The organism is Streptomyces sp. NPDC059718, from assembly GCF_042733315.1.
Classification (GTDB): Bacteria; Actinomycetota; Actinomycetes; order Streptomycetales; family Streptomycetaceae; genus Actinacidiphila.
Genome location: NZ_JBHWGA010000039.1, coordinates 68,307 through 91,042, shown reverse-complemented (window position 1 = coordinate 91,042; position 22,736 = coordinate 68,307). Strand labels below are relative to the sequence as shown.

Sequence of the window (22,736 nt, the reverse complement as noted above, 5' to 3'; positions counted from 1 at the left end):
TGCGGGCCGAGCTGGCCGCCGCCGGTCTCGCCCTGCGGCACTGGTGGACGGATGCCGAGGGGCGGTTCGCGCTGTCGCTGGCGTTCCCCGCCTGATCCGCGCGGGTCCGCGGTGGCCGGTCCCGGAGCGGGGCCGGCCACCGCGTACGTCCCGGGTCCGTCCGGGGTCCGTCTGGTTCCGCCCGGGTCCGACCGGCCGGAAGATCTTTCACGAGTAAAACATCTGCTAAGCTTTCCCGTATGCCCGCTTTCCCCCTCCCCGTCCGCGGTGCCTTCCGGCTCCGCACCGTCCAGGACCTCTGGCACCGCCGGGCCCTCAGCGTCGTCGTCGCCGTGGGCCTGGTAGAGGTGACGCTGCTGGCCCTGGGGCGGCTGGACCTGGTGCTGTACGCCGCCGGCGGCGGACTGTGCGCCCTGTACGCGCACGGGCTGCCCTTCGCTGCCCGGGCCCGGACGCTCGCCCTGGTCGTCCTGGGCATGGCCGCCGGGACCGGGGTGGCGCTGACCACCGCCGCGCTGACCGAGTCGACGCCGGTCCGGGTGGCGGTGGCCGCCCTGCTCGCGGCGGTGCACAAGGTGGTGTGCGACGCGACACGGATCGGGCCGCCCGGGAACGTGATCTTCACCTTCGTGGCGGCGAGCGCCGCCTTCGTCCCGCAGACCCTCGGGCAGGTGCCCGCGCACACCGGGCTGGTGCTGCTCGGCGGGGCCGTCGCCTGGCTGGTGTGCATGGCCCCGGTGCTCGTGCGCCCGCACGCCCCCGAGCGCACCGCCGTCGCGCGGGCCCTGGAGGTCCGGGCCCGCGCGCTGACCGACGGGGGAACCTCCGGCAGCCGGCACGAGGCCACCCTCGCGGTGCACACCGCCTGGCACACCCTGCGGGCGGCCCGGACCACCGTCCATCTGGTGGGCCTGGAGCGGCTGCTGGCGCGCGCCGAGGCCGCCGAGCCGTCCGACGCGGACCGGCTCACCGAGTGGGCCCGGGCCCTGCGCCGTACCCGCACCCTGCCGGACCCCGGCCCCGCCGCACGCACCCCCGCCCCTTCCGTCGGCACCCGGACCGGCCGGGCGGGGCGGCCCCACCGCCCCGGCCTGCGGCATCTGCTCCCCGTCGGGCTGCGCGTCCTGCTGGGCAGCGCCCTGGCGGGGTGGGGATCGATGGCCCTGGGCGTGGACCGGCCGTACTGGGCCGTGGTGACCGCCGCGGCCGTCTTCGCGGCCAACACCACCCTGTCGTGGCACCGCGCGCTGCAGCGGGTGCTCGGCAACCTCCTGGGCGTGCTGCTGTTCACCGCACTGGTGCCGCTCACGACCACCGGGGCCGTGGCCCTCATCGTGACCGCGCTGGCCTGCAATGCCGCGGCCGAGGCCACCATCGCGCGCAACTACTGGATCGCCAGCGCCTTCGTGACGCCCATGGCCATGATCATGACCGAGTTCGCGGGCGCGCAGCCCGCCGGCCGACTGGTGGCCGACCGCTGGCTGGACACCCTCGTCGGCGCCGCGGCCGGGCTGCTCGCCTGCTTCGCCGTGCCGAACCGCCGGGCGGGCCACCGGGTGGGCGCCGCGCTGCGGCGCCTGGAGCACGAGCTCGCGGCGCCCGTCGCCCGCGAGGCCCGGCTCGTGGCCGCCCTCCTGGAGCTGCGCGAGGCCGCCGACACCGCCTCCGGCGAGTGGTGGAGCCGGGCCCTGCCCGAGCGTCGGATCGCCGCCGCGGAGGAGCGCGGCCACCTGATGCTGGCAGGTCGGCGCGGGGACGGCCGGTCCGTCACCGTGCCGTGACGACGCGTACGATCATGCGCACGCCGCCGGAGCCGCCGGCGTACGGAGGAAGGACAACCGCGTGGAGGACGCCGTCGCGACGGTGCTGCGCCAGTGGCAGGACGTCTACCCGGACCTGGACTTCGGGCCGGTCGCCGTGATCGGCAGGCTGAACCGCTGCGCCGCCTTGCTGCAGCAGGTCACCGAGACGCCCCTGGGTCGCGAAGGCCTCACCCGCCCGGAGTACGACATCCTCATCGCCCTGCGCCGCGTCGGCGGCGAGCTGACGCCGGGCCGGCTGGCCCGGGAGACCTTCGCCTCGGGCGCCGCGGTCACCAAGCGGATCAAGCTGCTGGAGGAGCGCGCCCTGGTCGCCCGCCGCCCGGACAGCCGCGACCGCCGGGTCTCCCACCTGCGGCTGACCGAGGAGGGCCGCGCGCTCGTCGACCGCGTCCTGCCCGAGCAGCTCGCCTACGAGACGGGGCTGCTGTCCGGACTCCCGGAGGGCCGCCGCGAGGAGCTGGCGGGCATCCTCGGCGAGCTCCTGCTGCTGCTCGAAGGCCGCTTGGGAGCGCTTTCCGGGTGAAGCGGGCGGTCCGCGGACCGACGGCACCGGCACTTCAGCGAGCGCACATCTGCGCGCTCCGTCAAGGACACGCCAAGGCAAGGCCGCGACGGGACATCTAGGGGTGTCCCCGTCCCCCTGACCAGGGAATCGCGCCATGACCGCTTCGTACGAACTCGCTCCCGTCGTCGACACCCCGACCGACCGCCCCCGCTATTCGGTGAGCCTCGCCCAGGACGAGGCGGAGGTGCGGGCCGCACAGCGCCTGCGGCACCAGGTGTTCGCCGGGGAGATGGGGGCCGTGCTGGACACGCCCGAGCCGGGCCTGGACGTCGACGCCCTCGACGCCTTCTGCGACCACCTGCTGGTGAAGGACGACCGCACCGGCGAGGTCGTCGGTACCTACCGGCTACTCACCCCCGCCAACGCCCGCCGCGCGGGCCGCAACTACTCCGAGTCCGAGTTCGACCTGACCCGGCTCGCGCCGATCCAGCACGACATGGTCGAGGTGGGCCGCTCGTGCGTGCACGCCGACCACCGTGACGGGGCCGTCGTCGCGCTGATGTGGGGCGGCATCACCCGCTACATGGCGACCACCGGCCACAACTGGGTCGCCGGCTGCTGCTCGGTGCCGCTCACCGACGGCGGCGCGCTGGCCGCCGGCGTGTGGGACCGGGTCTCCGCCAAGAACATGGCCCCCGAGGAGTACCTGGTCTCCCCGCACCGCCCCTGGGACCCGGCGGGCATCGTCCGCCCCGCCCGTGCCACGCTGCCCGCGCTGCTCCGCGGCTACCTGCGGCTGGGCGCCTGGGTGTGCGGCGAGCCCGCCTACGACCCGGACTTCGGCGTCGCCGACCTGTTCATCCTGCTCTCGCTGGAGCGCACCGACGAGCGCTACCTGCGCCACTTCGGCGCCATCGGCTCGCTCGGATCGGTCTGAGATGGCCGCGGCGTGGTGGTCGCCGGTCGCCCCCTGCACCCCGCAGGCGTGCGTGACCGGCGACGGTCGGGTGGTGGGCCGGGTCCGGCGGCTGCTGCGATACGCCGCCGCGCTGGTGGTGCTGCTCACCGGCGTCGTACTCTCGGTGCCGTTCGGCACGCTGTGCGGCCCGGCGGGGCGCGAGCGGCTGATCCGGCGCTGGACCCGCTCGGTGGCGGCGGCGTTCGGCGTCCGGGTGCGGCTGCCCGAGCCGGCGCCGCGGGAGCCGGGCCGCGGCCTGCTGGTGGTCTCCAACCACGTGTCGTGGCTGGACATCCTGCTGATCGCCGCGGTCTTCCCGGGCCGCAACGTCGCCAAGCGGGAGATCAGCGACTGGCCGGTGATCGGGCGGCTGTGCGTGCGCGGCCGCACGATCTTCATCGACCGGGAACGGATCCGCGCGCTGCCGGACACGGTGGCGGAGGTCGCGGACGCGCTGCGCTCGGGCGCGACGGTGGTGGCCTTCCCTGAGGGCAGCACCTGGTGCGGCCGTGAGGAAGGCCGGTACCGCCGGGCGCTGTTCCAGGCCGCGCTGGACGCCGGCGCCGACGTGCAGCCGCTGCTCATCCGCTACCGGCACGCCGACGGGAGGCCCAGCACCGAGGCGGCGTTCCTCGGCGAGGACACCCTGATGGACTCGGTGCGCCGGGTGGTGGCGGCCCGCGGCCTCACCGCGGAGGTGGCGGCGTTCCCCCGCATCGCGGCGGGCTCGCTCCCGGACCGGCGTGCGCTCGCGGCCGCCGCCCGCCACGCCTCCGCCGCCCCCGCGCCGCGCGCGGCCGTACCGGTCCAGGCCGGTCCCCACGAGCGCGGGACGGACGTCCGGATCGGCGCGCCCGCCCGCCGGCCGGGCGACCGTGTCGCGGGGCTTCCGGGCTGACGTCCCGTCACCGGACCGCGCCCGCCGGTGGTCGCTTCCGGCGCGGCGTCGGGCGCGGTCCGGCCGCATGGGGCCCTCTTGTGACCACCCTCTCGAGTTCACAACAATGTCCATGCCAAAACCGAAAGAACTTCGGTCTCGAGAGGACCCCCCACATGAAACGACCTCTCAGAGGAGTCTTCGCGGCCGCCCTTGCGGCCCTCGCCGCGGTCGCGTCCCTCGGGCTGTCCGCAGCCCCCGCCTCGGCGGCCGGCCGGCACACCGCGGCCGCACCGGACACCAGGGCCGCCGTCACCGTCGACTTCGCCGGGACGGTGTCGCTCAGCAACTGCTCCGGGTCGCTCATCCGCTTCCCGGGCTCCGCGTCCACCGACCCCGCCCTGGTGCTCTCCAACGGGCACTGCCTGACCAGCGGCTTCCTCGACCCCGGCGAGGTACTGGTCAACCAGACCTCGACACGCACCTTCGGCCTGCTCAACGCCTCCGGCCGCTCGGTCGCCACGCTGCGCGCCACCAAGCTGGCGTACGCGACCATGACCGACACCGACATCTCGGTGTACCAACTGGGCCGCACCTACGCGCAGATCCAGTCCTCCTACGGGATCTCCGCGCTGGAGGTCTCCGGCACGCACCCGGTGCAGGGCACGGCCATCAAGGTCGTCTCCGGCTACTGGAAGACCATCTACAGCTGCAGCATCGACGGCTTCGTCCACCTCCTCAAGGAGGGCGACTGGACCTGGAAGGACTCGGTCCGCTACACCTCCTCGTGCAACACCATCGGCGGCACCTCGGGTTCACCCGTCATCGACACCGCGACCGGCAAGGTCGTCGCCATCAACAACACGGGGAACGAGGACGGCGGCCGCTGCACCCTCAACAACCCCTGCGAGGTGGCCGAGAACGGCACCGTCACCGTCCGCCAGGGCATCAACTACGCCGAGCAGACCTACGGGATCGGCACGTGCGTGACCACGGGCAACCGGTTCGACCTCACGCTGCCGGGATGCCTGCTCCCCAAGCCGTGACCGCGGTTCAGCGCCGGTACATCGCGTCGATCTCGGCGGCGTAGGCCTCCTCGACCGCCCGGCGCCTGAGCTTGCGGGAGGGGGTGACCAGCCCCCGCTCCTCGGTGAACGAGGCGGCCAGCACGCGGAACGAACGGATCGACTCCGCCTTCGACACCCGCGTGTTGGCCGCCGACACCGCCCGCCGCACCTCGGTCTCCAGCTCCGGATCGCGCACCAGCTCCTGCAGCCCGGCCTCGGCCTTGCCGCGCAGCCGCAGCCACTGGGTCGTCGCCTCGGTGTCCAGGGTCACCAGGGCCGTCACGTAAGGCCGGTCGTTGCCGATGACCAGGCAGTGCTCGACCAGCGGATGCTCACGGACGCGTTCCTCCAGGACGGCCGGGGAGAGGTTCTTGCCGCTGGTGGTGACGATGATCTCCTTCTTGCGGCCGGTGATCGTCAGGTAGCCGTGCTCGTCGAGGAAGCCGAGGTCGCCGGTGTGCAGCCAGCCGTCGCGCAGGGCCTGCGCCGTGGCCCCGGGGTCGCCGAGGTAACCGGAGAAGACGGCCGGGCCGCGCAGCAGGATCTCGCCCTCGTCCGAGATCCGCACGTCCGTCCCGGGCACGGGGAGACCAACCGTGCCGTAACGCACCCGCCCGGGCGGGTTGGCGGTGGCGGCCGAGGTGGACTCGGTGAGTCCGTAGCCCTCGTACACCGTGACCCCCGCGCCCTCCAGGAACAGCCCGAGCCGCCGCCCCATGGTGGAGCCGCCGCTCACCGCGTTGCGGACCCGGCCGCCCAGCGCCTCGCGGACCTTCGCGTACACCATCCGGTCGTAGACGCGGTGCAGCACCCGCAGCGCCGCGCTCGGTCCCGGGCCGGTGCCCAGCGCACGGCGCTCGCGGGCCTCGGCGAAGCGCACGGCCACGTCGACGGCCTTGTCGAACACACCGAGGTGGCCGGCCTCCTCCGCCTTGTCGCGCGCGGCGTTGAAGACCTTCTCGAAGACGTACGGCACGGCGAGCACGAACGTCGGCCGGAACAGGGCCAGGTCGGGCAGGAGTTCGGCGGCCGTCATCTCGGGCTGGTGGCCCAGGCGCACCCTCGCCCGCACGGCCGCCACCTGGATCATGCGGCCGAAGACGTGGGCCAGCGGCAGGAAGAGCAGCACGGACGGCTCCGCGGAGGTGCCGCTGTCGAAGACCGGCCGCCAGCCGGCGATGAGGTTGTCGGTCTGGCACATGAAGTTGCCGTGGGTCAGGACGCAGCCCCGGGGTCGTCCGGTGGTGCCCGAGGTGTAGATCACGGTGGCGACCGCGTCGGGGGTGACGGCGAGCCGGTGCCGGTGGACCACGTCCTCGGAGATCCGCTCCCCGTCGGCCACCAGCTGCTTCACCGCCCCGGAGTCCAGCTGCCAGACGCGGGTCACTGCGGGCAGCCGGTCGATCACCGAGCCCAGCGTCATGGCGTGGTCCTCGTGCTCCAGGACGCAGCCGACGGCGCCGGTGTCGTGGAGGATCCAGCGCAGCTGCTCGGCGGAGGAGGTCGGGTAGACGGGCACCGGCTGCGCCCCGATGGTCCACAGCGCGAAGTCGAAGAGCGTCCACTCGTACCGGGTGCGCGACATGATCCCCACCCGGTCCCCGAACCGCACCCCGTGCGCGAGCAGCCCCTTGGCCAGGGCCGTCACCTCGTCGCGGAACTCGGCCGTGGTCACGTCCCGCCAGCGGCCGTCCTCCTTGCGGCCCAGCCGCACCTCGTCCGGGGCCTGCGCCGCGGTCTCGAACACCACGTCGGCCAGGCCACCGGCGAGGGTGGCCGGGACCAGCGCGGGCAGACTGAATTCGCGCACGCGGGCACCTCGTGGGGGGTTGGAGCGGGCGGAGAAGCGTAACGTAACGGATCTCTCACGCACTGTCGGCCCACGGCCGGGTCGCTGTCCCGGTTCTTCACCAAACCTCCCCCGGCGAGAGATCATGGATGCAGGAGGTGACCTCCATGACCACCAGGATCCGACTCCACGGCGGCCCCGGGGACGGTCTCACCCTCGGCGTCGCACTGGGAGCCGGGGGGCAGCCCCCCGAGGGCATCCTCTACGACCCGCTGGCCATCAGCGTGCAGGACGCGGGGGCGCACCAGGCGTGGCCGGACAGCGCCGCGTACTACAAGCGCCTCGAGCACATGGCCGACGAGCCGTGGGACTACGCGTACGAGAGCGAGGCCACCGCCCCCCTGGAGTGACCCGCCGGCACGCCGCGGACCGCCGCGGGGCCGCCCCCCGGCCCGCCGGCTGCGGCCGCCGGGGACGCACGGGCGAAAGCCGCCGTTTTGGCCGGGCGCCCCCGCCTCCGTAGAGTTCCGCAGGACACCAGTGGGAACACACGATCCAGGGAACGACGGCGGGCATGACGGCGACCGAGAACGAGCAGAGCACGGCAACGGCCTGGGAGGGCGTCCCCGGCATCGACCCGGCGCGCCTGGAGCTGTGCCTCAGCGTGCTCAGGGAGCTCGACGAGCTGCCGATCGACCACCCCGACGCGGTCACCGTGCGCATGGCCACGGCCGGCATCTACCGGATGGTGAAGCAGCGCCGCCGGCAGGACCGGCGGGCCGCCAAGACCGCCCACGACAAGATGGTCACCGAGTCCACCGCGACCGGCTCCGCCGAGCGGATCGACGACGAGACCCAGGGAGTGCTGCCCTCCTCGTCGACGACCGGTGCGATCGCGGGCATCCTGCGGCGGCCGCGCTCCTGCTACGTGTGCAAGGGGCGCTACGTCGAGGTCGACGCCTTCTACCACCAGCTGTGCCGGGAGTGCGCGGCCTCCAACCGTGCCCGGCGCGACGCGCGCACCGACCTGACCGGCCGCCGCGCGCTGCTCACCGGCGGCCGGGCCAAGATCGGCATGTACATCGCGCTGCGGCTGCTGCGCGACGGCGCCCACACCACGGTCACCACGCGCTTCCCCACGGACGCCATCCGGCGCTTCAAGGCGATGCCGGACAGCGAGGAGTGGATCCACCGCCTCAAGATCGTGGGGATCGACCTCCGCGACCCGGCCCAGGTCGTCGCGCTCGCCGACTCGGTGGCCGCCGAGGGCCCCCTGGACATCCTGATCAACAACGCGGCGCAGACCGTGCGCCGCTCCCCCGCCGCCTACGCGGAACTGGTGGCCGCCGAGTCCGCCCCGCTCCCGGCCGGGGCGCTGCCCGTCTCGGAGGTCTTCGGGGCCTTCGGCAGCGGTGCCCAGCCCGCGCTGCCCGCCCCGCGCGCCGAGCTGTCGGCCCGGGCCCAGGAGGTCACGGACCTGGCGCTGGTGAGCGGTTCGGCCTCGCTCGCCCGGATCGAGGCCGGCACGGCGATCGACGCCGGCGGGCTGGTCCCCGACCTCGACGCGGCGAACAGCTGGAGCCGGGCCGTGGGCGAGGTCGACCCGGTCGAGATGCTCGAAGTGCAGCTGTGCAACGAGACCGCGCCGTTCATCCTGGTCAGCAGGTTGCGCCCGGCGATGGCGGCCGCCGCCGCCCGCCGCAAGTACGTCGTGAACGTCTCCGCGATGGAGGGCAAGTTCACCCGCGGCTACAAGGGCGCGGGCCATCCGCACACCAACATGGCGAAGGCCGCGCTCAACATGCTGACCCGCACCAGCGCGCGGGAGATGCTGGAGACCGACGGCATCCTGATGACCAGCGTCGACACCGGCTGGATCACCGACGAGCGGCCCCACCCGGACAAGATGCGCCTCGCCGACGAGGGATTCCACGCCCCGCTGGACCTCATCGACGGCGCGGCCCGGGTGTACGACCCGATCGTCCGCGGCGAGCTGGGCGAGGACCTGCACGGGGTGTTCCTCAAGGACTACGCGCCGACCGAGTGGTGAGCGCCCCGGCACCGTCCCTCAGGGCCATGTGACGGCCCGTTGCGGGACAGGTGGGACAGGCGGGGCGGCCGGTCCGCGGCTACGATCGAAGCGTGGCCGAGCGAGGTTTCGCGCCCACCGCGCCCAAGCTCGTGCTCGAGACCGACGGGGACACCCGGATCCTGGTCCCGGGTCGGGAGTACCACGTCGGTCGCGACCCCGACGGTGACGTCGTCCTCGACGACCCCCGGGTGTCGTGGCACCACGCGGTGATCCGGCCCGCGGGCGACAGCTGGATGCTGCACGACATGGGCAGCACCAACGGCACCTTCGTCAACGGCCGGCAGGTCCGGCAGTGGGGCGTCGGCCCGGGCAGCGTCATCCGCTTCGGGCACGCCGAGCAGGGGCCGTGCGCCCGGCTGAGCAGCGCCGAGGCCCCCACCGGGGTCTACCGGGCGCCGCCGATGGCCTCCCCCGCGGCGACCGGCACCTTCCGCCGCCCGACGTCGGTGCGGTCGCTGCCGGACCGCACGATCCACATCGGGCGCGCCTCCGACAACGACCTGGTCGTCTCGGACCTGCTGGTCTCACGGCACCACGCCGAACTGCGGTCGCTGCCGGAAGGCGGCTACGAGATCGTCGACCTGCACAGCCACAACGGCACCTATCTGGACGGCCAGCGCGTCGAACGGGCGCTCGTGCACCAGGGCGACATCATCGACGTCGGCCACGCGGTGTTCCGGCTCGTCGGCGACAAGCTGCAGCAGTTCACCGACACCGGCGAGGTCTCGCTCAACGTCCGCGACCTGTCGGTGCGGGTGGGCGACGGCGGCAAGGTGCTGCTGGACGACATCAGCTTCCCCGTCGGCGAGAAGTGCCTGCTGGCGGTGGTCGGGCCGAGCGGCTCCGGCAAGTCGACGCTGCTGAACGCGCTGACCGGCCTGCGCCCCGCGAACCACGGAACGGTGCTCTACGACGGGCGCGACCTGTACCGCGAGTACGCGGACCTGCGCCAGCGCATCGGCCTCGTCCCGCAGGACGACATCCTGCACCAGCAGCTCCCCGTCGGGCGCGCCCTGTCGTACGCCGCCGAACTCCGCTTCCCCGGCGACACCGCCAAGGAGGAGCGGCAGGCCCGGGTGGACGAGGTGATCGCCGAACTCGGCCTGGAGGCGCGGGTGAAGCAGCCGGTCCACACCCTCTCCGGCGGCCAGCGCAAGCGCGTGAGCGTCGCCCTGGAACTGCTGACGAAGCCCTCGCTGCTCTTCCTGGACGAACCGACCTCGGGCCTGGACCCGGGGATGGACCGTTCGGTGATGACGATGCTGCGCGAGCTCGCCGACGACGGCCGCACGGTCATCGTGGTGACGCACAGCGTGCTCAGCCTGGAGGTCTGCGACCGGTTGCTGGTGATGGCCCCCGGCGGGCGCATGGCCTACTACGGGCCGCCCTCGAAGACCCTCCCCTTCTTCGGCTTCCGGCAGTGGCCGGAGGCCTTCGAGGCGTTCGAGAACGAGGAGAACCGCGACTGGGCGGGCCAGTACGAGGCCTCCCCGCTCTACGACGAGTACGTCGCCGCGGCGCTGGAGCCCGCGGGACCGCAGCCCCCGGCGGAGCTCGAACCCCTCGAGCCGCCCAAGCCGCAGGGCTGGGGCGGCCAGTTGTGGACGCTGGTGCGCCGCTACACGGCGTCGCTGGCCGCCGACCGCACCTTCCTGGCGATCATGGTGGCACTGCCCTTCGTGATGGGCGGGATGGCGCGCGCCCTGGCCGGCGGTGCGCTGGGCCGGAACAACGCGCTCAACGTGCTGCTGATCCTGTGCGTCGGCTCGGTGCTCACCGGGGCCGCCAACGCGGTCCGCGAGCTCGTCAAGGAACGGGTGATCTACCAGCGGGAGCGGGCCGTGGGCCTGTCCCGCTCGGCCTACCTGGCGTCCAAGGTCGTGGTGCTGGGAGTGATCACCGTCGCGCAGGCGGTGGTCCTGACGATGGTCGCCCTCGTCGGCGTGCGTCTGAGACCCCAGGGCGGCAGCGGGGTCCTGTTCCCGCCGCTGCTGGAGATCACGCTGGCGGTGGCGCTGCTGGCGTTCACCTCGATGATGCTCGGGCTGCTGATCTCGGCCCTGGTGCGCAAGGAGGAGGTGACCATGCCGCTGCTGGTACTGATCGCCATCGTGCAGGTCGTCTTCTGCGGCGCCCTGCTGCCCCTGCACGGGGTGCCGGGTCTGGAGCAGTTGTCCTGGCTGGTGCCCTCGCGCTGGGCGCTGGGGGCGATGGCCGCGACGCTGGACCTGCATGCCTTCACACCCAGCAACGTGACGTCGGACCCCCTCTTCCGGCCCATGCCCTCCATGTGGCTGCTGGACATGGGCATGCTCGTGGTGCTGTCGGTGGCCTTCGGCCTCGTCGTGGTCAGGCTGCTGCGGCAGCACGAGCCGGCCATCATGCGGAGGTAGGCCTGATGTACGAGCCGGAGTTCGTCCCCACCCATGTCGCCCCGGCGGGCGGACTGCCCACCTGGCGGGCGCCGGACGACTCCAGCCCCTCCGCGGGGCTGGACCCCCTGCTGCCGGTGCGGGTGACCGAGCACCGGGGCGACTGGGCGCGGATCGTGTGCTCCAACGGCTGGTCCGCGTGGGTGGACGGACGGCTGCTGATCACGGTGCCGCAGGGCCCTCCGGCGGTGGGCGGCTCCCCGGCGCGCACGGCGGACGCCCGTCCGCTGCTGGGCCGGCTGGTGGAGGCGCTCGGCTCGTACCGGACCATGGTGCAGGACCTCGCGGCCGGGACGATCGACCTGGAGACCTTCGACCGGGGAACGAGCGGGATGCGGATCGGCGCCGTCGTGGACGGCGACGCCGTCTGGCTCTTCGACGCCGAGCACGACCGCTGGTGCTACTGCGACGGCGCCCGCATGGCGACCTACGCCGCCGCCGACCCGCCCGCGATGCGGCCCGGCGAACCCCCGCCCCCGGCGGAGCCCCCGCTGCGCGACGACGCGTCCCCGACCGAGACCCACCCGATCACATGGACGAGCGAACCCTGAGGCGGATGCCAGGGGCGGCGGCCGGCGGCGTCGGCGGGCCGGAGGTGCCGGGCCACGCCTGCGGCAGGCCTCAAGCCACAGCCGTCGGTGCGGCGGCAACGGCCGGCTCGCCCGGGGCCAAGAGTAGGCGGCCCGTCCGGCCCCACAGCGCGGCAATGCCCGGATCGCCACCCGCAGAGCACCCGAGCCGGCCCCGGCCCGGCAGACCTCCCGCCGGGCGAACCCCGAAGAATGCCGCCCAGCACGACCGCGCGCGGATCGCGATCCGCCCAGCGACCGGCGATCCTCCGCCCCCAAGCGGGGCCGCCGCCGGGGCAGCCGTCAGCGGGTCGTTGCCAGGATGCGGGCGGCCATGCTGCCGAGCAGGCCTGCCGCCACGCCCCACAGCGCGGCGATGCCGATCGCGGCCCCCGGCCTGACGGCGCCCGGATCGCCGCCCGCGCACCGGAACCGGCCCCTGGCCCGGCAGACCTCCCGCCGGGCGAACCCCGGCATGGGCCCGTCCGATCACCCGGACGGGCCAACCCCGAGGGAGGCAGCCCGGCACGACCGCGCGCGGATCGCGACCGCCCGAGCAGCCGGGCGAATCCCCGTCAGCCGACCGGAGCGCCCGGGCGGGCGGTGCGGCCGCGGGCCAGCAGGTGGACGGCCATGCTGCCGAGCAGGCCTGCCGCCACGCCCCACAGCGCGGCGATGCCGATCGCGGGGAGCAGGTTCGGGAGCAGCACGATCGAACCGCCGAGGCCGCCGGTGTCGGACGGGTCGCCGATGCCGAACAGCGACAGGCCGTAGTGCGCGTCGATCCGGGTGAGCACGCCGATCAGCAGCATGGCCGCCGCGGACGCCACCCCCAGGTGGACGGCGTTGCGCACGTGCCCCGTGCCGGGTCGCGCACGCCAAGCGGTGGCCCAGCCGGCGGCCAGCATGGCGACGGCGGCGGCGACCACCAGCCACCACGCCCTGCCGTCGTGCTCGGAGAGCGACGCGAGGTCGAGGGTGGCCTCCCCGTCCCCGCTGCGCAGCACCGCGGCCAGCGCCTCCGGCATCGGCACACCCAGCGCTCCCTGCACGCTGCCGTGCCACGAGGCGCCCATGCCGAGCCCGAGGGCGAGCCATGCCACGTTCGGCAGGCCGAGGAAGACGACGGCGAAGCTGTCCGCGGGCTCCGCGCGCGTGGAGGCGGTGACCACCGCGATCACGGCGCCGGCGACCACGTAGGCGAGCAGGACGCCCACCATGGCGCGGGCGGCCGGCCGGACGACGGTGTGCACGGGCACCAGCCGGGAGGGCAGGGGCGCCCGCCGTGACACGGCGAAGGCCAGGAGGAGGACGACGGCCAGCCAGAGCAGCCCGGCGACGACCGTGACCGGGACGTCGGCGCGGAAACCGACAGTGGGGGTGATGCCGAACAGGTCGCCGAGGTCGTTGAGGAACTCCTCGCCCGTGGAGATGGTGAAGGTGTGGCGTGCGCCGAGGGCGATCAGCAGGGTGACGAGGGCCCACAGCACGGCCGTCCGGACGAAGAGCCACAGCAGCCGGTCCCCGGAGACCACCGCGTGCCGGCGCAGCGGCCGTACGACCACGTAGGCGGTGACGAGGGCCCCGGCGAGGGCGACGGACAGCGGGAAGACGGTCACCGCCGCGTCCGACCGGGCGATGGTGCCCGCGCCGCCCTCCAGGCCGACGCGGCCCCCGACGGCCATGACCACGGTGGCCGCGATGACGGGCAGGAAGGCGCCCTGCGGCAGCTCGGAGGCCCCCGCGAGCCACAGGCCCAGGGCCGCCACGACCACCATCACGGCGTACCCGGCCACGACCGCGGCGAGTGCGTGCAGCCAGCCGTGGGTGGGCCCCGGGGCCGGGTGCGGGGCGGTGGGCGGATGCCGGGTCACGGTGTCAGGCTAAGCAGCCCGGCGGCAGCCCGCCCGTCCGGAATGTCCCGGCTTGCGGCCCCGCCGGAGGGTGGACGGAGAATGCGGGGTGACCTCACCCCCGCCCCAGGAGCCGCCCGGCACCCCCGGCCCCGGCCACGACCCGCCCTCGCACGCACGCCGGCCGTGGTGGACGTCGAGCGCCGGGCTGTCGGCGCTCGCGGCACTGGGGGCCGCGGCGCTCGTCCTGGCGGTCTTCCTGGCCACGCGGGGCGGCGACGGAGGCACGGCCACGCCCGGGCGGAGCCCCTCACCGACCCTGCCGCAGATCGTGCTCCAGCCGGCGCGGGCGGCGGGTCCCGACTCCTTCACCACGAGCACGGCCAAGGAGTCCCCGCCCCCGGACGCCCCGGCGCCCACCCTGACCCCGAAGCCCTCCGCCACGTACGGGGCGCCGAGCGTCTCCGGCGGTACACGCGCCCTGTACGGCGGCACCAAGGGCGAGGCCGCCTGCGACGTCGCCGAGCAGACCGCATCCCTGACCGCGGACCCCGGCAAGGCGGCCGCCTTCGCCCGGGTGGCGGGCATCGACGCCGACGGGATCGGGCGGTACCTGAAGTCGCTCACCCCCGCGCTGCTGCGCGCCGACACCAGGGTCACCGGCCACGGCTTCGCGGACGGCTCCGCGACCTCCTTCGCGGCGGTGCTGGAGGCGGGCACGGCCGTGCTCGTCGACGACCTCGGCGTGCCCCGGGTGCGCTGCGCGGGCGGCAATCCGCTGTCGGCGCCGAAGGCGGTCAAGGGTGCCGGCCACTCCGGGCAGCCGTGGCCCGGCTTCCGGGAGTCGGAGGTGGTCGCGGTGCGCCCCGCCCCGCAGGCGCACCGGTCGTTCGTCCTGTACGACGCGGGACGCGACGAGCTGTTCCGCCGCCCGGTGGGCACGAGGGGCACCGACGACACCTGGGTGCGCTGACCCGGGCCACCGGGGCCGTGGGCCGCGCCGCCTTGGACGCCGCTGTGAACCTCTCCGTGAACGGCGGTGACCCGTCGAGGACTTCGGGGACGGGGAGCGCGACCGGCAGTCGCCCCGCGTGCCGTTCACGTGGCCGGTTTCCGTCGGTCAGGAGTGCTCCTGCAGGCGCGGGCCGTACATGTCGAGCATCCTGGCCCGGGCCGAACCCAGCCGCTGGGCGATGGTCTGGGCGGCGGCCAGCACGATGGCCTGGCCCAGCACCGGGTTGTCCCGGCACAGGTCGCGGATCTCGGCCGCGCCGAACTCGTACGCGCCCACCGAGCCCAGCGCGTGGGCGCCCACCTGCCAGCGGTAGGGAGGGAACAGCCAGGACCAGCCGACGAGTTCGCCGGGACCCAGGGTCTCGACGGAGACGGCGCCGCGGCCGGGCACGTCCATGTCGATGGAGACGGCACCCGACTCGACCACCCAGAACCGGTCGGCGAATCTGCCCTCGTCGCAGATGCGCCAGCTCTGCGGGAAGCTGACCTTCCTGGCGTGCTCCAGGAAGGCTCGGCGGTGGGCCGGCGGGAGTGAGTCCAGCATGGTCACCGTGCTGCTCATCGGCGCATCCTCCTGCTCCCTTCCACACCCCCTGACCTCAGGGTACGGTCACTCACCGGCCGTCGCAGGGAGGTGACCGGCCAACCAGTCGCGCGCCAGGTGCGCCACCTCGTCGAGCGCTCCCGGCTCCTCGAACAGGTGGGTCGCGCCGGGCACGACGTGCAGCAGGCTGGGGCAGTCGAGCGCCTCCTGGGCGCGCTGGTTCAGCTCCAGGACCGTGGTGTCCCGGCCGCCGACGATGAGCAGGGTGGGCGCCCTGACCTCGCCGAGCCGGGGCATGGCCAGATCGGGACGGCCGCCCCGGGACACCACCGAGGAGACGTACGGGGCGGCCCGGGGGTCGGCCGCGGCCCACAGCGCGGCGGCCGCGCCGGTACTGGCCCCGAAGTAGGCGAGCGGCAGGTTCTCCCCGCGGGCCCACCCGGTGACCTCGACCAGGCGGCCGGCGAGCAGCTCGACGTCGAAGACGTTGGCCCGGTCCGCCTCCTCGGCGGAGGTGAGGAGGTCGAACAGCAGGGTGCCGAGACCGGCCTGGTTGAGGGCGGCGGCCACCGCCCGGTTGCGCGGGCTGTGCCGGCTGCTGCCGGTGCCGTGGGCGAAGACCACCAGGGCCCGTGCGTCGGCGGGCATGGTCAGCGTCCCGGCGAGCCGCACCCCGGCCTCGCCACCCACGGCCAGGTCCACCTCGGTGGTCCGCGGTCCCCGGGCAGCGGCCTGCTTGAGCAGTCCGGACACCTCGTCGTCGGCGGTCTGGGAGAAGTCGTGGTACCACTCCCCCACCGCGAAGAAGGCGCCCGGCGCCGACAGGCACACCACGTCGTCGGCGGCGTGCCGCAGGGCGGGCAGCGACTGGGGCGAGGCCACGGGCACGGCGAGCACGACCCGGGCGGCGCCCTGGGAGCGGGCCACCTCGCAGGCGGCGAGGGCGGTGGCGCCGGTGGCGACGCCGTCGTCGACGAGGAGCACCGTGCGGCCGGCCAGCGGGGTGCGCGGGCGACCCTCTCGGAAGCGGTGCGCCTGCCGGGCCAGCTCGGCCTCCTCGCGGTGCTCGACGGTGTCGATGTCGGCGCGGGAGACGTGGCTCATGCGGACGATGTCGTCGCTGAGCACCTTGGCGCCGCCCTCGCCGATGGCGCCGAAGCCCAGCTCCCGGTGGTACGGGACGCCGAGCTTGCGGACGACGATCACGTCCAGGGGTGCGTGCAGGGCCTGCGCCACCTCGTAGGCGACGACCACGCCGCCGCGTGGCAGGCCGAGCACGATGGGGTTGTCGAATTCCAGATGCCGCAGCCGCTCGGCGAGCTGCCGTCCGGCATCCGCGCGGTCTGTGAAGTGCATGGTTCCACCCCCGCGAGCGGGGAGATCCGGGACTCCTTACGACCTACCCTGAATAGGGAGCAGCAAGCAACCGGCAGGGACCGCGCGATGTCCGTGCTCGTGGGAACCTCGGGATGGCAGTACCGGGACTGGCGCGGCGTGCTGTACCCGCCCCAGGTGCCGCAGCGGCTGTGGCTGGAGGAGTACGCACGCCGTTTCGGCACGGTCGAGAGCAACAACGCGTTCTACCGCCTGCCGTCCCGGGAGATCTTCGCGAGCTGGCGCGAGCACACGCCCGAGGGCTTCGTGATGGCGGTCAAGGCCAGCCGCTACCTGACCCACATGAAGCGGCTGCGCGACCCGGAGGAGCCGGTGCGGCGGCTGCTGACGCACGCCGAGGGGCTCGGCGACCGGCTGGGGCCGGTGCTGCTGCAGCTGCCGCCGAACCTGAGGGCCGACGCCCGGGTCCTGGAGGCGTGCCTGTACTGCTTCCCGGAGGGCGTGCGGGTGGCCGTCGAGCCGCGGCACGCCTCCTGGTGGACCCCCGAGATCCGGGCCCTGCTGAAGCGCCGTGGCGCCGCGCTGTGCTGGGCCGACCGGCGGGCGCGCCCTGCGACGCCGTTGTGGCGTACCGCGGACTGGGGGTACGTGCGCTTCCATGAGGGCATCGCCCGGCCGTGGCCCCGCTACGGCTCCCGGGCGCTGACCACCTGGGCACACCGCATCGCGGACACCTGGCCGGAGGGCTCCGACGTGTTTGTGTACTTCAACAACGACCCCGGCGGGGCGGCCGTCCTGGACGCCGACGCCTTCATCGAGGCGTTCCGCCAGGTGCGTCCGTCGTGATGCGGCGGCGGGTCGTCGTGACGGGCGACGTCCAGGGGGTGTACTTCCGGGACACCTGCCGTATGACGGCGGACGAGAGCGGAGTCACCGGCTGGGTCCGCAACCGGCCGGACGGCACGGTCGAGGCGGTCTTCGAGGGTCCGCCGGAGGCGGTGGAACGGATGGTGGTCTGGTCGCACGAGGGCTCGCCGCTGTCCATCGTGGATCGTGTGGAGGTCGTCGAGGAGGAGCCGGAGGGGCTCACCGGCTTCGAGATCCGTCCCACCCCTTGGCGCGACTGAGGGCGCGCGCGAGGGCGGCACGGCCGTAGTACGGGGCCGGATGCGGGGCCGGGTGTGGGACCGGGACCTGGGACCGGGGTGCGCGGCCGTCACCGGCCCTCGCGTCGCAGCCCTTCGCGGTCGACCGGCGGGAGGTACTCCCGCACCAGGCTCCGCTCCCACCAGGCCCCGGTGGCCCTCAGGGTGCGCCGATCGGTGAAGCGGTAGTGGTACAGGCGGGCCCGGACGTAGGTGGGCGGGGCGTGCGGGAAGGGGTTGCTGCGCAGCAGGCGCAGCGTGCGGGGGTCGTTCTCCAGGAGCTTGCCGACGAACGGGATGAACCAGCTCCACGCGTAGGCCGGGGAGATCCCGGCGAACCACATCAGCCAGTCCAGCCGCAGGTGGTACGGGGCGAACTGGCGGGGCAGCCGGTGCCGGGCGGTGGGCTTGCCCTTGAAGCCGTACTCCTTCCACACGGTGCCGGGGCCGGGTTCGGCGGCGTCGGTGCCCTCGACGACGACCTCCAGGCGCATCCGGTTGATGCTGCCGAAGGCGCCGTAGGAGTTGACCAGGTGCAGCCGGTTGAAGGAGACGTTCATCATCTGGCCGCGGGAGAGCAGGTTGCGGGCGGGCCAGTAGCTGAGGACGGCGACGAGGACGGTGGCGGCGATCACCAGGCCCGCGTACCAGGCGGGCGGGGGCACGGACGCCGCCGGCGGCGGCGCGGCCACGTACGAGCCGTCGAGCGCGGCGACGGCGAGGACGATGGTCAGCCAGTTCAGCCATGCGAAGTTGCCCGAGAGCACGAGCCACAGCTGGGTGGCGATGACGACGCAGGCGGCGATGCCCGCCACCGGTTGCGGGGTGAACAGGGCGACGGGCACGACCAGCTGGGCGAAGTGGTTGGCGGCGGTCTCGGCCCGGTGCACTCCGCGCGGCAGGTGGTGGAAGAACCAGCTGAGCGGGCCGGGCATGGGCTGCGTCTCGTGGTGGTAGTACAGGCAGGTCAGGTCGCGCCAGCAGGCGTCGCCCCGCATCTTGATCAGTCCGGCGCCGAACTCGACGCGGAAGAGCAGCCAGCGCATCAGCCACAGGATCAGCACGGGCGGCCCGGTCTCGTCGTTGCCGAGGAACACCGCCAGGAAGCCGGCCTCCAGCAGCAGGGACTCCCAGCCGAACGCGTACCAGGTCTGGCCGACGTTGACGATCGACAGGTAGAGCAACCACAGCACCGCCCAGACCAGCAGGGCGGCCCACAGCGGCACGAGGTCCGTGACACCCGCGACGACGGCCGCGGACAGCGCGACGCCGCCCCACGCGACGGCGGCGAAGAGGCGGTCGGAGTAGCGGAGGTGGAACAGGCTCGGCGCGTGGCGGAACGGCACGCGCCGCAGGAAGTCCGGGACGGGCAGCAGACCGTGCTCGCCGATGAGGGCGCGGAACTGGTTCGCGGCGGTGAGGAAGGCGACCAGGTAGAGCACGCCGAGGCCGCGCTGGACGACGACGCGGCTCAGCCAGTAGTCGGGTGCCGTGAACCACTCCATGGCCGCATCCCTAATGCCCCGCCGCGGCGTCCGCGACCCGGCGGGGCGGCGGCGGGGCGAGGTTCATCCGATGGGACGCGGGCGGGCGGCGTGCTACTCGTGGTCGGCGACGAGGGAGAGCAGTCCGCCCTCCGGGTCGCGGATGCCCGCGACCCTGCCGTAGGCGCTGTCGAGGGGTTCGCCGGTCACCTCGCCGCCGAGGTCCTTGGCGAGCCGGACGGCCTCGTCGACGTCGGCGACGGTGAAGAAGACGTGCCATCGCGGTCGGACCTTGGGGTCGGCCGCCGCCTCGACGCCGCCGCCGCGGATGCCCGCGACGCTGTGCCCGTCGACGTAGAGGACGACGCGGTCGTTCTCCCATTCCACGACGTAGCGGGGCCCGCGCCGGTCCCAGTGGAAGACCTCGCCGTAGAACAGGGCCGCGGCGAAGGTGTCGCGGGTGCGCAGCTCGATCCAGGAGGGGGCGCCGTGCATCCGCAGCTTGCGGGCGGGGCCGTGCTCGCCCTCCCAGATGCCGAAGGAGGCGCCCATGGAGTCGGCCACCAGGGCCAGCCGCCCGGCGTCGAAGTCGAGCGGGCCCACGGCCACCGTGCCGCCGCGGTCGCGGATGTCGGAGGCGGTGGCGTCGGCGCTCTCCACCCCGAAGTACGTGGTCCAGGACACCGAGGTCTCCCAGTCCCGGGCGATGGCCCCGATGCCGGCGACCTCCGTGCCGTTCACCAGTGCGCGTTCGTACGGGCCCCAGCGGGAGGGACCGGGTTCGAACTCCCAGCCGAGCAGTGGTCCGTAGAACGCCTTCGCCACGTCCAGGTCGCGTGCCATCAGGCTGACCCAGCACGGGGCGCCCGCCACACAGCAGATCTTCGTGGTGGACACGTACCGGCCTCCTTGTCCTGCCCCGTTCCCAGAATGGCGGCAGCGGGTCCGGGAGGCATCTTCGGCGGTCCGTCGTACGTACCGGTGGGCGGGCGCCATGTGCGCCGGGGTGGTGCGCTTCCGCTCCGGCGCTCCTGCTCCGGCTCAGTGGCCGAACAGGTGCATGCCCCGGCGCCGGGCGGACGCCGTGGGGGTCTTCGTGGTCGTGACCGTGTCGTCGGCGGTCCCGGTGGTGACGGTCGGGGCGGTCGCGGTAGGGGCGGTGGCGTCGGGCGCCGTCTCGGCGGCGCGGGCCCGGCGGCGCAGCCGGCGCAGCTCCGCGCGGCGGCTGCGCTCGCGTCCGGCGCCGGCCAGGGCGATGACCGAGGCCAGGCAGAACACCAGGGCGAGCGCGAGACCGGCGAGGAACGCGCCGAGGGTGTTGACGGTGGCGATGTCCGAGCCGAACAGCGTCACGGTGTAGTCGGGTCCTCCGCCGAGGTTCTCCGCGATCAGGAGTCCGGTGAAGGCGGCGGTGGCGCCCATGAGCACGAATCCCAGCAGCAGCATCGTGTCCTCCTCGATGTCGGGCGTGGTAAGGGGCCTCGCGCTGCGCCTACCCCGGGTACGGTCACGGATGCGTACGGCCGCCTTTGCGCAGGAAGCGCCGCAGCCGGGTGAACGGCCAGGCGTTGACGACGTCGTCCTCGGTGAGCCAGCCCCGCTGGGCCGTGCCGACGCCGTAGCGCATGAAGTCCAGGTGGACGGTGGAGTGCGCGTCGCTGTCGACGGCGAACTTCACGCCGTACCGGCGGGCCCGCAGGATCAGTTCGTCGCCGAGGTCGAGCCGGTCGGGCTGGGCGTTGACCTCCAGCGCCGTGCCGGTGCGGGCGCAGACGGCGAAGACCTCGTCGAGGTCGGCGTCGAGACCCGGGCGCCTGCCCAGCAGCCGGGTGGTGGGGTGGCCGATGATGTTGACGTACGGGTTCTCGGCCGCGCGCACCAGGCGCCGGGTGAGGGCGTCGCGGTCCTGGTGGAAGTGGGAGTGGATCGAGGCCACGCACAGGTCGAAGCCGGCCAGGAACGCGTCCGGCCAGTCCACGCCCCCGTCGGGGCCGATGTTCAGTTCGGTGCCGTGCAGGACGCGCATGCCCTTGTGGGCGCGGTCCAGGCGGCGGGCCTCCGCGCGCTGGGCGAGGATCTTCTCGTCCGTCATGCGCTGCATGGACAGGTCGGGCGCGTGGTCGGTGACCGCGTAGTAGGCGTAGCCGCGCGCGGCCGCCGCCGCCACCATCTCCTCCAGGCCTGCGAGGCCGTCGGTGAGGTCGGTGTGGGTGTGCAGGTCACCGCGGACGGCGCGCAGCGCGAGCGGCTCGGGGAGCTCCCCTGCCAGGCCTGCCTGGATCTCGCCCCGGTCCTCGCGCAGGGTGGGCGGTATCCAGGGCAGCCCGAGGCGGGCGTAGACCTCCTCCTCGGTGCGGGAGACGACGCGCTCGCCGGTCGCGGTGTCGAAGAGCCCGTACTCGGAGAGCTTGAGGCCGTGGTGGACGGCCATCTCGCGGGTGCGGATGTTGTGGGCCTTGGAGCCGGTGAAGTACTGCAGTGCCGCGCCCCAGGAGTCGGGCGGCACGACCCGCAGGTCGACCTGGAGGCCCTTGGTGGTCCGGATCGAGGTCTTCTTCGCGCCCCGCACGATGACCTCGGCGGTGCCCGGCATCCGGGTGAACGCCTCCATGAAGGGCCCGGACCGCTCGGCGGCGACGAGGACGTCGACGTCGCCGACCGTTTCCCGCATGCGGCGCAGCGAGCCGGCGTACGTGCAGCGCTCGCAACCGGGGAGCGCGGAGAGCTCGGCGACGACCTCCTCGGCGACCGCCGTGGCGACGTTCAGCGGGACCCGGCCGCCCGAGGACCGCATCAGGCCGATGCCGTGCAGGATGGTCTCCTCGGTGCGGGCGCCGAAGCCGGGCAGGTCGCGTAGGCGTTCGGCGTGGATGGCGTCGGCGAGTTCCTGCACCGAGGCGATGTGCAGCTCCTGGTAGAGCATCATGGCCCGCTTGGGGCCGAGCATCGGGATCGCGGTCATCTCCCGTACGCCGGCGGGGATGCGGGCGCGCAGTTCCTCCACGGCGGGGACGGTGCCGGTGCGCAGGTACTCGGAGACCTTCTCGGCCACGGACTTCCCCACGCCGGGTATCTTCCGCAGCCCCTTGTCGTCGAGCCGGGAGACGTCCTCGTGGTGGCCGCCGATGGCGCGGGCGGCCTTCTCGTAGGCGCGCGCCTTGTACGCGTCGCCGCCGGTGATCCGGATGAGGTCGGCGTACTCGCGGAGCAGGGCTTCGACCTCGTCGTTGGCCCTGGCCATGTGGAGCC

General features: G+C 73.9%; 21 protein-coding genes. 12 read left to right on the top strand and 9 right to left on the bottom strand.

The features are described from left to right. Window positions 1–239: 239 nt before the first annotated feature. The 5 genes from ACFV3E_RS34085 to ACFV3E_RS34065 all read left to right on the top strand — a co-directional run bounded on the left by ACFV3E_RS34085 (window position 240) and on the right by ACFV3E_RS34065 (window position 5,209). Complete coding sequence (locus tag ACFV3E_RS34085; RefSeq protein ID WP_500538390.1) at window positions 240–1,781, top strand: FUSC family protein; 1,542 nt, start codon at window positions 240–242, stop codon at window positions 1,779–1,781. Window positions 1,782–1,842: 61 nt separating this feature from the next. Beyond that, a complete protein-coding gene (locus ACFV3E_RS34080; RefSeq protein ID WP_500363887.1) occupies window positions 1,843–2,346 on the top strand; it encodes a MarR family winged helix-turn-helix transcriptional regulator in 504 nt (167 codons plus the stop codon). A gap of 136 nt (window positions 2,347–2,482) precedes the next feature. Beyond that, window positions 2,483–3,265 carry a GNAT family N-acetyltransferase gene (locus tag ACFV3E_RS34075; RefSeq protein ID WP_500538388.1) on the top strand — a complete coding sequence of 261 codons (783 nt, stop codon included), beginning with the start codon at window positions 2,483–2,485 and terminating at the stop codon, window positions 3,263–3,265. 52 nt (window positions 3,266–3,317) lie between these two features. Further along, window positions 3,318–4,184 (top strand): lysophospholipid acyltransferase family protein, encoded by an 867-nt coding sequence (locus ACFV3E_RS34070; RefSeq protein ID WP_500538386.1) that lies wholly within the window; start codon window positions 3,318–3,320, stop codon window positions 4,182–4,184. A gap of 155 nt (window positions 4,185–4,339) precedes the next feature. Then, the gene (locus ACFV3E_RS34065) at window positions 4,340–5,209 is read left to right on the top strand and encodes a S1 family peptidase (RefSeq protein WP_500538384.1); all 870 of its coding nucleotides are present in this window, start codon (window positions 4,340–4,342) and stop codon (window positions 5,207–5,209) included. 7 nt (window positions 5,210–5,216) lie between these two features. On the opposite strand, the gene ACFV3E_RS34060 is transcribed toward ACFV3E_RS34065, so the two are convergent. Then, complete coding sequence (locus ACFV3E_RS34060) at window positions 5,217–7,040, bottom strand: AMP-dependent synthetase/ligase (RefSeq protein ID WP_500538382.1); 1,824 nt, start codon at window positions 7,038–7,040, stop codon at window positions 5,217–5,219. A gap of 146 nt (window positions 7,041–7,186) precedes the next feature. On the opposite strand from ACFV3E_RS34060, the gene ACFV3E_RS34055 reads away from it, so the two are divergent. From ACFV3E_RS34055 to ACFV3E_RS34040, 4 genes are all read left to right on the top strand, one after another. Further along, window positions 7,187–7,429: a hypothetical protein gene (locus tag ACFV3E_RS34055; RefSeq protein ID WP_500363895.1), complete on the top strand. Its 243-nt coding sequence runs from the start codon at window positions 7,187–7,189 to the stop codon at window positions 7,427–7,429. Window positions 7,430–7,593: 164 nt separating this feature from the next. Beyond that, window positions 7,594–9,069: an SDR family NAD(P)-dependent oxidoreductase gene (locus ACFV3E_RS34050; protein ID WP_500538380.1), complete on the top strand. Its 1,476-nt coding sequence runs from the start codon at window positions 7,594–7,596 to the stop codon at window positions 9,067–9,069. Window positions 9,070–9,161: 92 nt separating this feature from the next. Then, entirely contained in the window at window positions 9,162–11,504 is a 2,343-nt protein-coding gene (locus ACFV3E_RS34045) for an FHA domain-containing protein (protein ID WP_500538378.1), read from the top strand. A gap of 5 nt (window positions 11,505–11,509) precedes the next feature. Then, window positions 11,510–12,094 carry an SH3 domain-containing protein gene (locus ACFV3E_RS34040; RefSeq protein WP_500363900.1) on the top strand — a complete coding sequence of 195 codons (585 nt, stop codon included), beginning with the start codon at window positions 11,510–11,512 and terminating at the stop codon, window positions 12,092–12,094. Between the two features lie 321 nt (window positions 12,095–12,415). Here ACFV3E_RS34040 and ACFV3E_RS34035 read toward each other — a convergent pair whose 3' ends face one another. Beyond that, window positions 12,416–12,589, bottom strand: a complete 174-nt coding sequence (locus tag ACFV3E_RS34035; RefSeq protein ID WP_500538376.1) for a hypothetical protein — start codon at window positions 12,587–12,589, stop codon at window positions 12,416–12,418. A gap of 98 nt (window positions 12,590–12,687) precedes the next feature. Continuing rightward, the gene (locus tag ACFV3E_RS34030; protein WP_500538375.1) at window positions 12,688–13,986 is read right to left on the bottom strand and encodes a streptophobe family protein; all 1,299 of its coding nucleotides are present in this window, start codon (window positions 13,984–13,986) and stop codon (window positions 12,688–12,690) included. Window positions 13,987–14,074: 88 nt separating this feature from the next. On the opposite strand from ACFV3E_RS34030, the gene ACFV3E_RS34025 reads away from it, so the two are divergent. Further along, entirely contained in the window at window positions 14,075–14,938 is an 864-nt protein-coding gene (locus ACFV3E_RS34025; protein ID WP_500538373.1) for a DUF6777 domain-containing protein, read from the top strand. Between the two features lie 147 nt (window positions 14,939–15,085). Here ACFV3E_RS34025 and ACFV3E_RS34020 read toward each other — a convergent pair whose 3' ends face one another. Continuing rightward, window positions 15,086–15,541, bottom strand: coding sequence for a Crp/Fnr family transcriptional regulator (locus ACFV3E_RS34020; RefSeq protein ID WP_499515374.1), 456 nt, complete (start codon window positions 15,539–15,541; stop codon window positions 15,086–15,088). Window positions 15,542–15,589: 48 nt separating this feature from the next. Next, window positions 15,590–16,879 (bottom strand): alpha/beta family hydrolase, encoded by a 1,290-nt coding sequence (locus ACFV3E_RS34015; protein ID WP_500538372.1) that lies wholly within the window; start codon window positions 16,877–16,879, stop codon window positions 15,590–15,592. Between the two features lie 87 nt (window positions 16,880–16,966). Here ACFV3E_RS34015 and ACFV3E_RS34010 point away from each other — a divergent pair, with 87 nt between their 5' ends. Both ACFV3E_RS34010 and ACFV3E_RS34005 read left to right on the top strand, forming a co-directional pair. Further along, the gene (locus ACFV3E_RS34010) at window positions 16,967–17,704 is read left to right on the top strand and encodes a DUF72 domain-containing protein (protein WP_500538370.1); all 738 of its coding nucleotides are present in this window, start codon (window positions 16,967–16,969) and stop codon (window positions 17,702–17,704) included. After that, window positions 17,701–17,985: an acylphosphatase gene (locus ACFV3E_RS34005; protein WP_500538368.1), complete on the top strand. Its 285-nt coding sequence runs from the start codon at window positions 17,701–17,703 to the stop codon at window positions 17,983–17,985. Before ACFV3E_RS34010 ends, ACFV3E_RS34005 begins: the two co-directional genes overlap by 4 nt. A gap of 89 nt (window positions 17,986–18,074) precedes the next feature. On the opposite strand, the gene ACFV3E_RS34000 is transcribed toward ACFV3E_RS34005, so the two are convergent. The 4 genes from ACFV3E_RS34000 to polX all read right to left on the bottom strand — a co-directional run bounded on the left by ACFV3E_RS34000 (window position 18,075) and on the right by polX (window position 22,728). After that, the gene (locus ACFV3E_RS34000; RefSeq protein ID WP_500538366.1) at window positions 18,075–19,508 is read right to left on the bottom strand and encodes a lipase maturation factor family protein; all 1,434 of its coding nucleotides are present in this window, start codon (window positions 19,506–19,508) and stop codon (window positions 18,075–18,077) included. Window positions 19,509–19,601: 93 nt separating this feature from the next. After that, window positions 19,602–20,384 (bottom strand): VOC family protein, encoded by a 783-nt coding sequence (locus tag ACFV3E_RS33995; protein WP_500538364.1) that lies wholly within the window; start codon window positions 20,382–20,384, stop codon window positions 19,602–19,604. Window positions 20,385–20,528: 144 nt separating this feature from the next. Beyond that, window positions 20,529–20,933 (bottom strand): hypothetical protein, encoded by a 405-nt coding sequence (locus ACFV3E_RS33990; protein WP_500538362.1) that lies wholly within the window; start codon window positions 20,931–20,933, stop codon window positions 20,529–20,531. A gap of 61 nt (window positions 20,934–20,994) precedes the next feature. Next, on the bottom strand, window positions 20,995–22,728 hold the full coding sequence (polX, locus tag ACFV3E_RS33985) for a DNA polymerase/3'-5' exonuclease PolX (RefSeq protein WP_500538360.1): 1,734 nt from the start codon (window positions 22,726–22,728) through the stop codon (window positions 20,995–20,997). Between the last annotated feature and the right edge of the window lie 8 nt (window positions 22,729–22,736).

Bases quoted from the DNA above. Each gene is read 5' to 3' on its own strand.
- ACFV3E_RS34085 (WP_500538390.1), top strand. From the start codon at position 240: ATGCCCGCTTTCCCCCTCCCCGTCCGCGGTGCCTTCCGGCTCCGCACC.
- ACFV3E_RS34075 (WP_500538388.1), top strand. From the start codon at position 2,483: ATGACCGCTTCGTACGAACTCGCTCCCGTCGTCGACACCCCGACCGAC.
- ACFV3E_RS34065 (WP_500538384.1), top strand. From the start codon at position 4,340: ATGAAACGACCTCTCAGAGGAGTCTTCGCGGCCGCCCTTGCGGCCCTC.
- ACFV3E_RS34055 (WP_500363895.1), top strand. From the start codon at position 7,187: ATGACCACCAGGATCCGACTCCACGGCGGCCCCGGGGACGGTCTCACC.
- ACFV3E_RS34050 (WP_500538380.1), top strand. From the start codon at position 7,594: ATGACGGCGACCGAGAACGAGCAGAGCACGGCAACGGCCTGGGAGGGC.
- ACFV3E_RS34040 (WP_500363900.1), top strand. From the start codon at position 11,510: ATGTACGAGCCGGAGTTCGTCCCCACCCATGTCGCCCCGGCGGGCGGA.
- ACFV3E_RS34035 (WP_500538376.1), bottom strand. From the start codon at position 12,589: ATGCCGGGGTTCGCCCGGCGGGAGGTCTGCCGGGCCAGGGGCCGGTTC.
- ACFV3E_RS34020 (WP_499515374.1), bottom strand. From the start codon at position 15,541: ATGAGCAGCACGGTGACCATGCTGGACTCACTCCCGCCGGCCCACCGC.
- ACFV3E_RS34015 (WP_500538372.1), bottom strand. From the start codon at position 16,879: ATGCACTTCACAGACCGCGCGGATGCCGGACGGCAGCTCGCCGAGCGG.
- ACFV3E_RS34010 (WP_500538370.1), top strand. From the start codon at position 16,967: ATGTCCGTGCTCGTGGGAACCTCGGGATGGCAGTACCGGGACTGGCGC.
- ACFV3E_RS34000 (WP_500538366.1), bottom strand. From the start codon at position 19,508: ATGGAGTGGTTCACGGCACCCGACTACTGGCTGAGCCGCGTCGTCGTC.
- ACFV3E_RS33990 (WP_500538362.1), bottom strand. From the start codon at position 20,933: ATGCTGCTGCTGGGATTCGTGCTCATGGGCGCCACCGCCGCCTTCACC.
- polX (WP_500538360.1), bottom strand. From the start codon at position 22,728: ATGGCCAGGGCCAACGACGAGGTCGAAGCCCTGCTCCGCGAGTACGCC.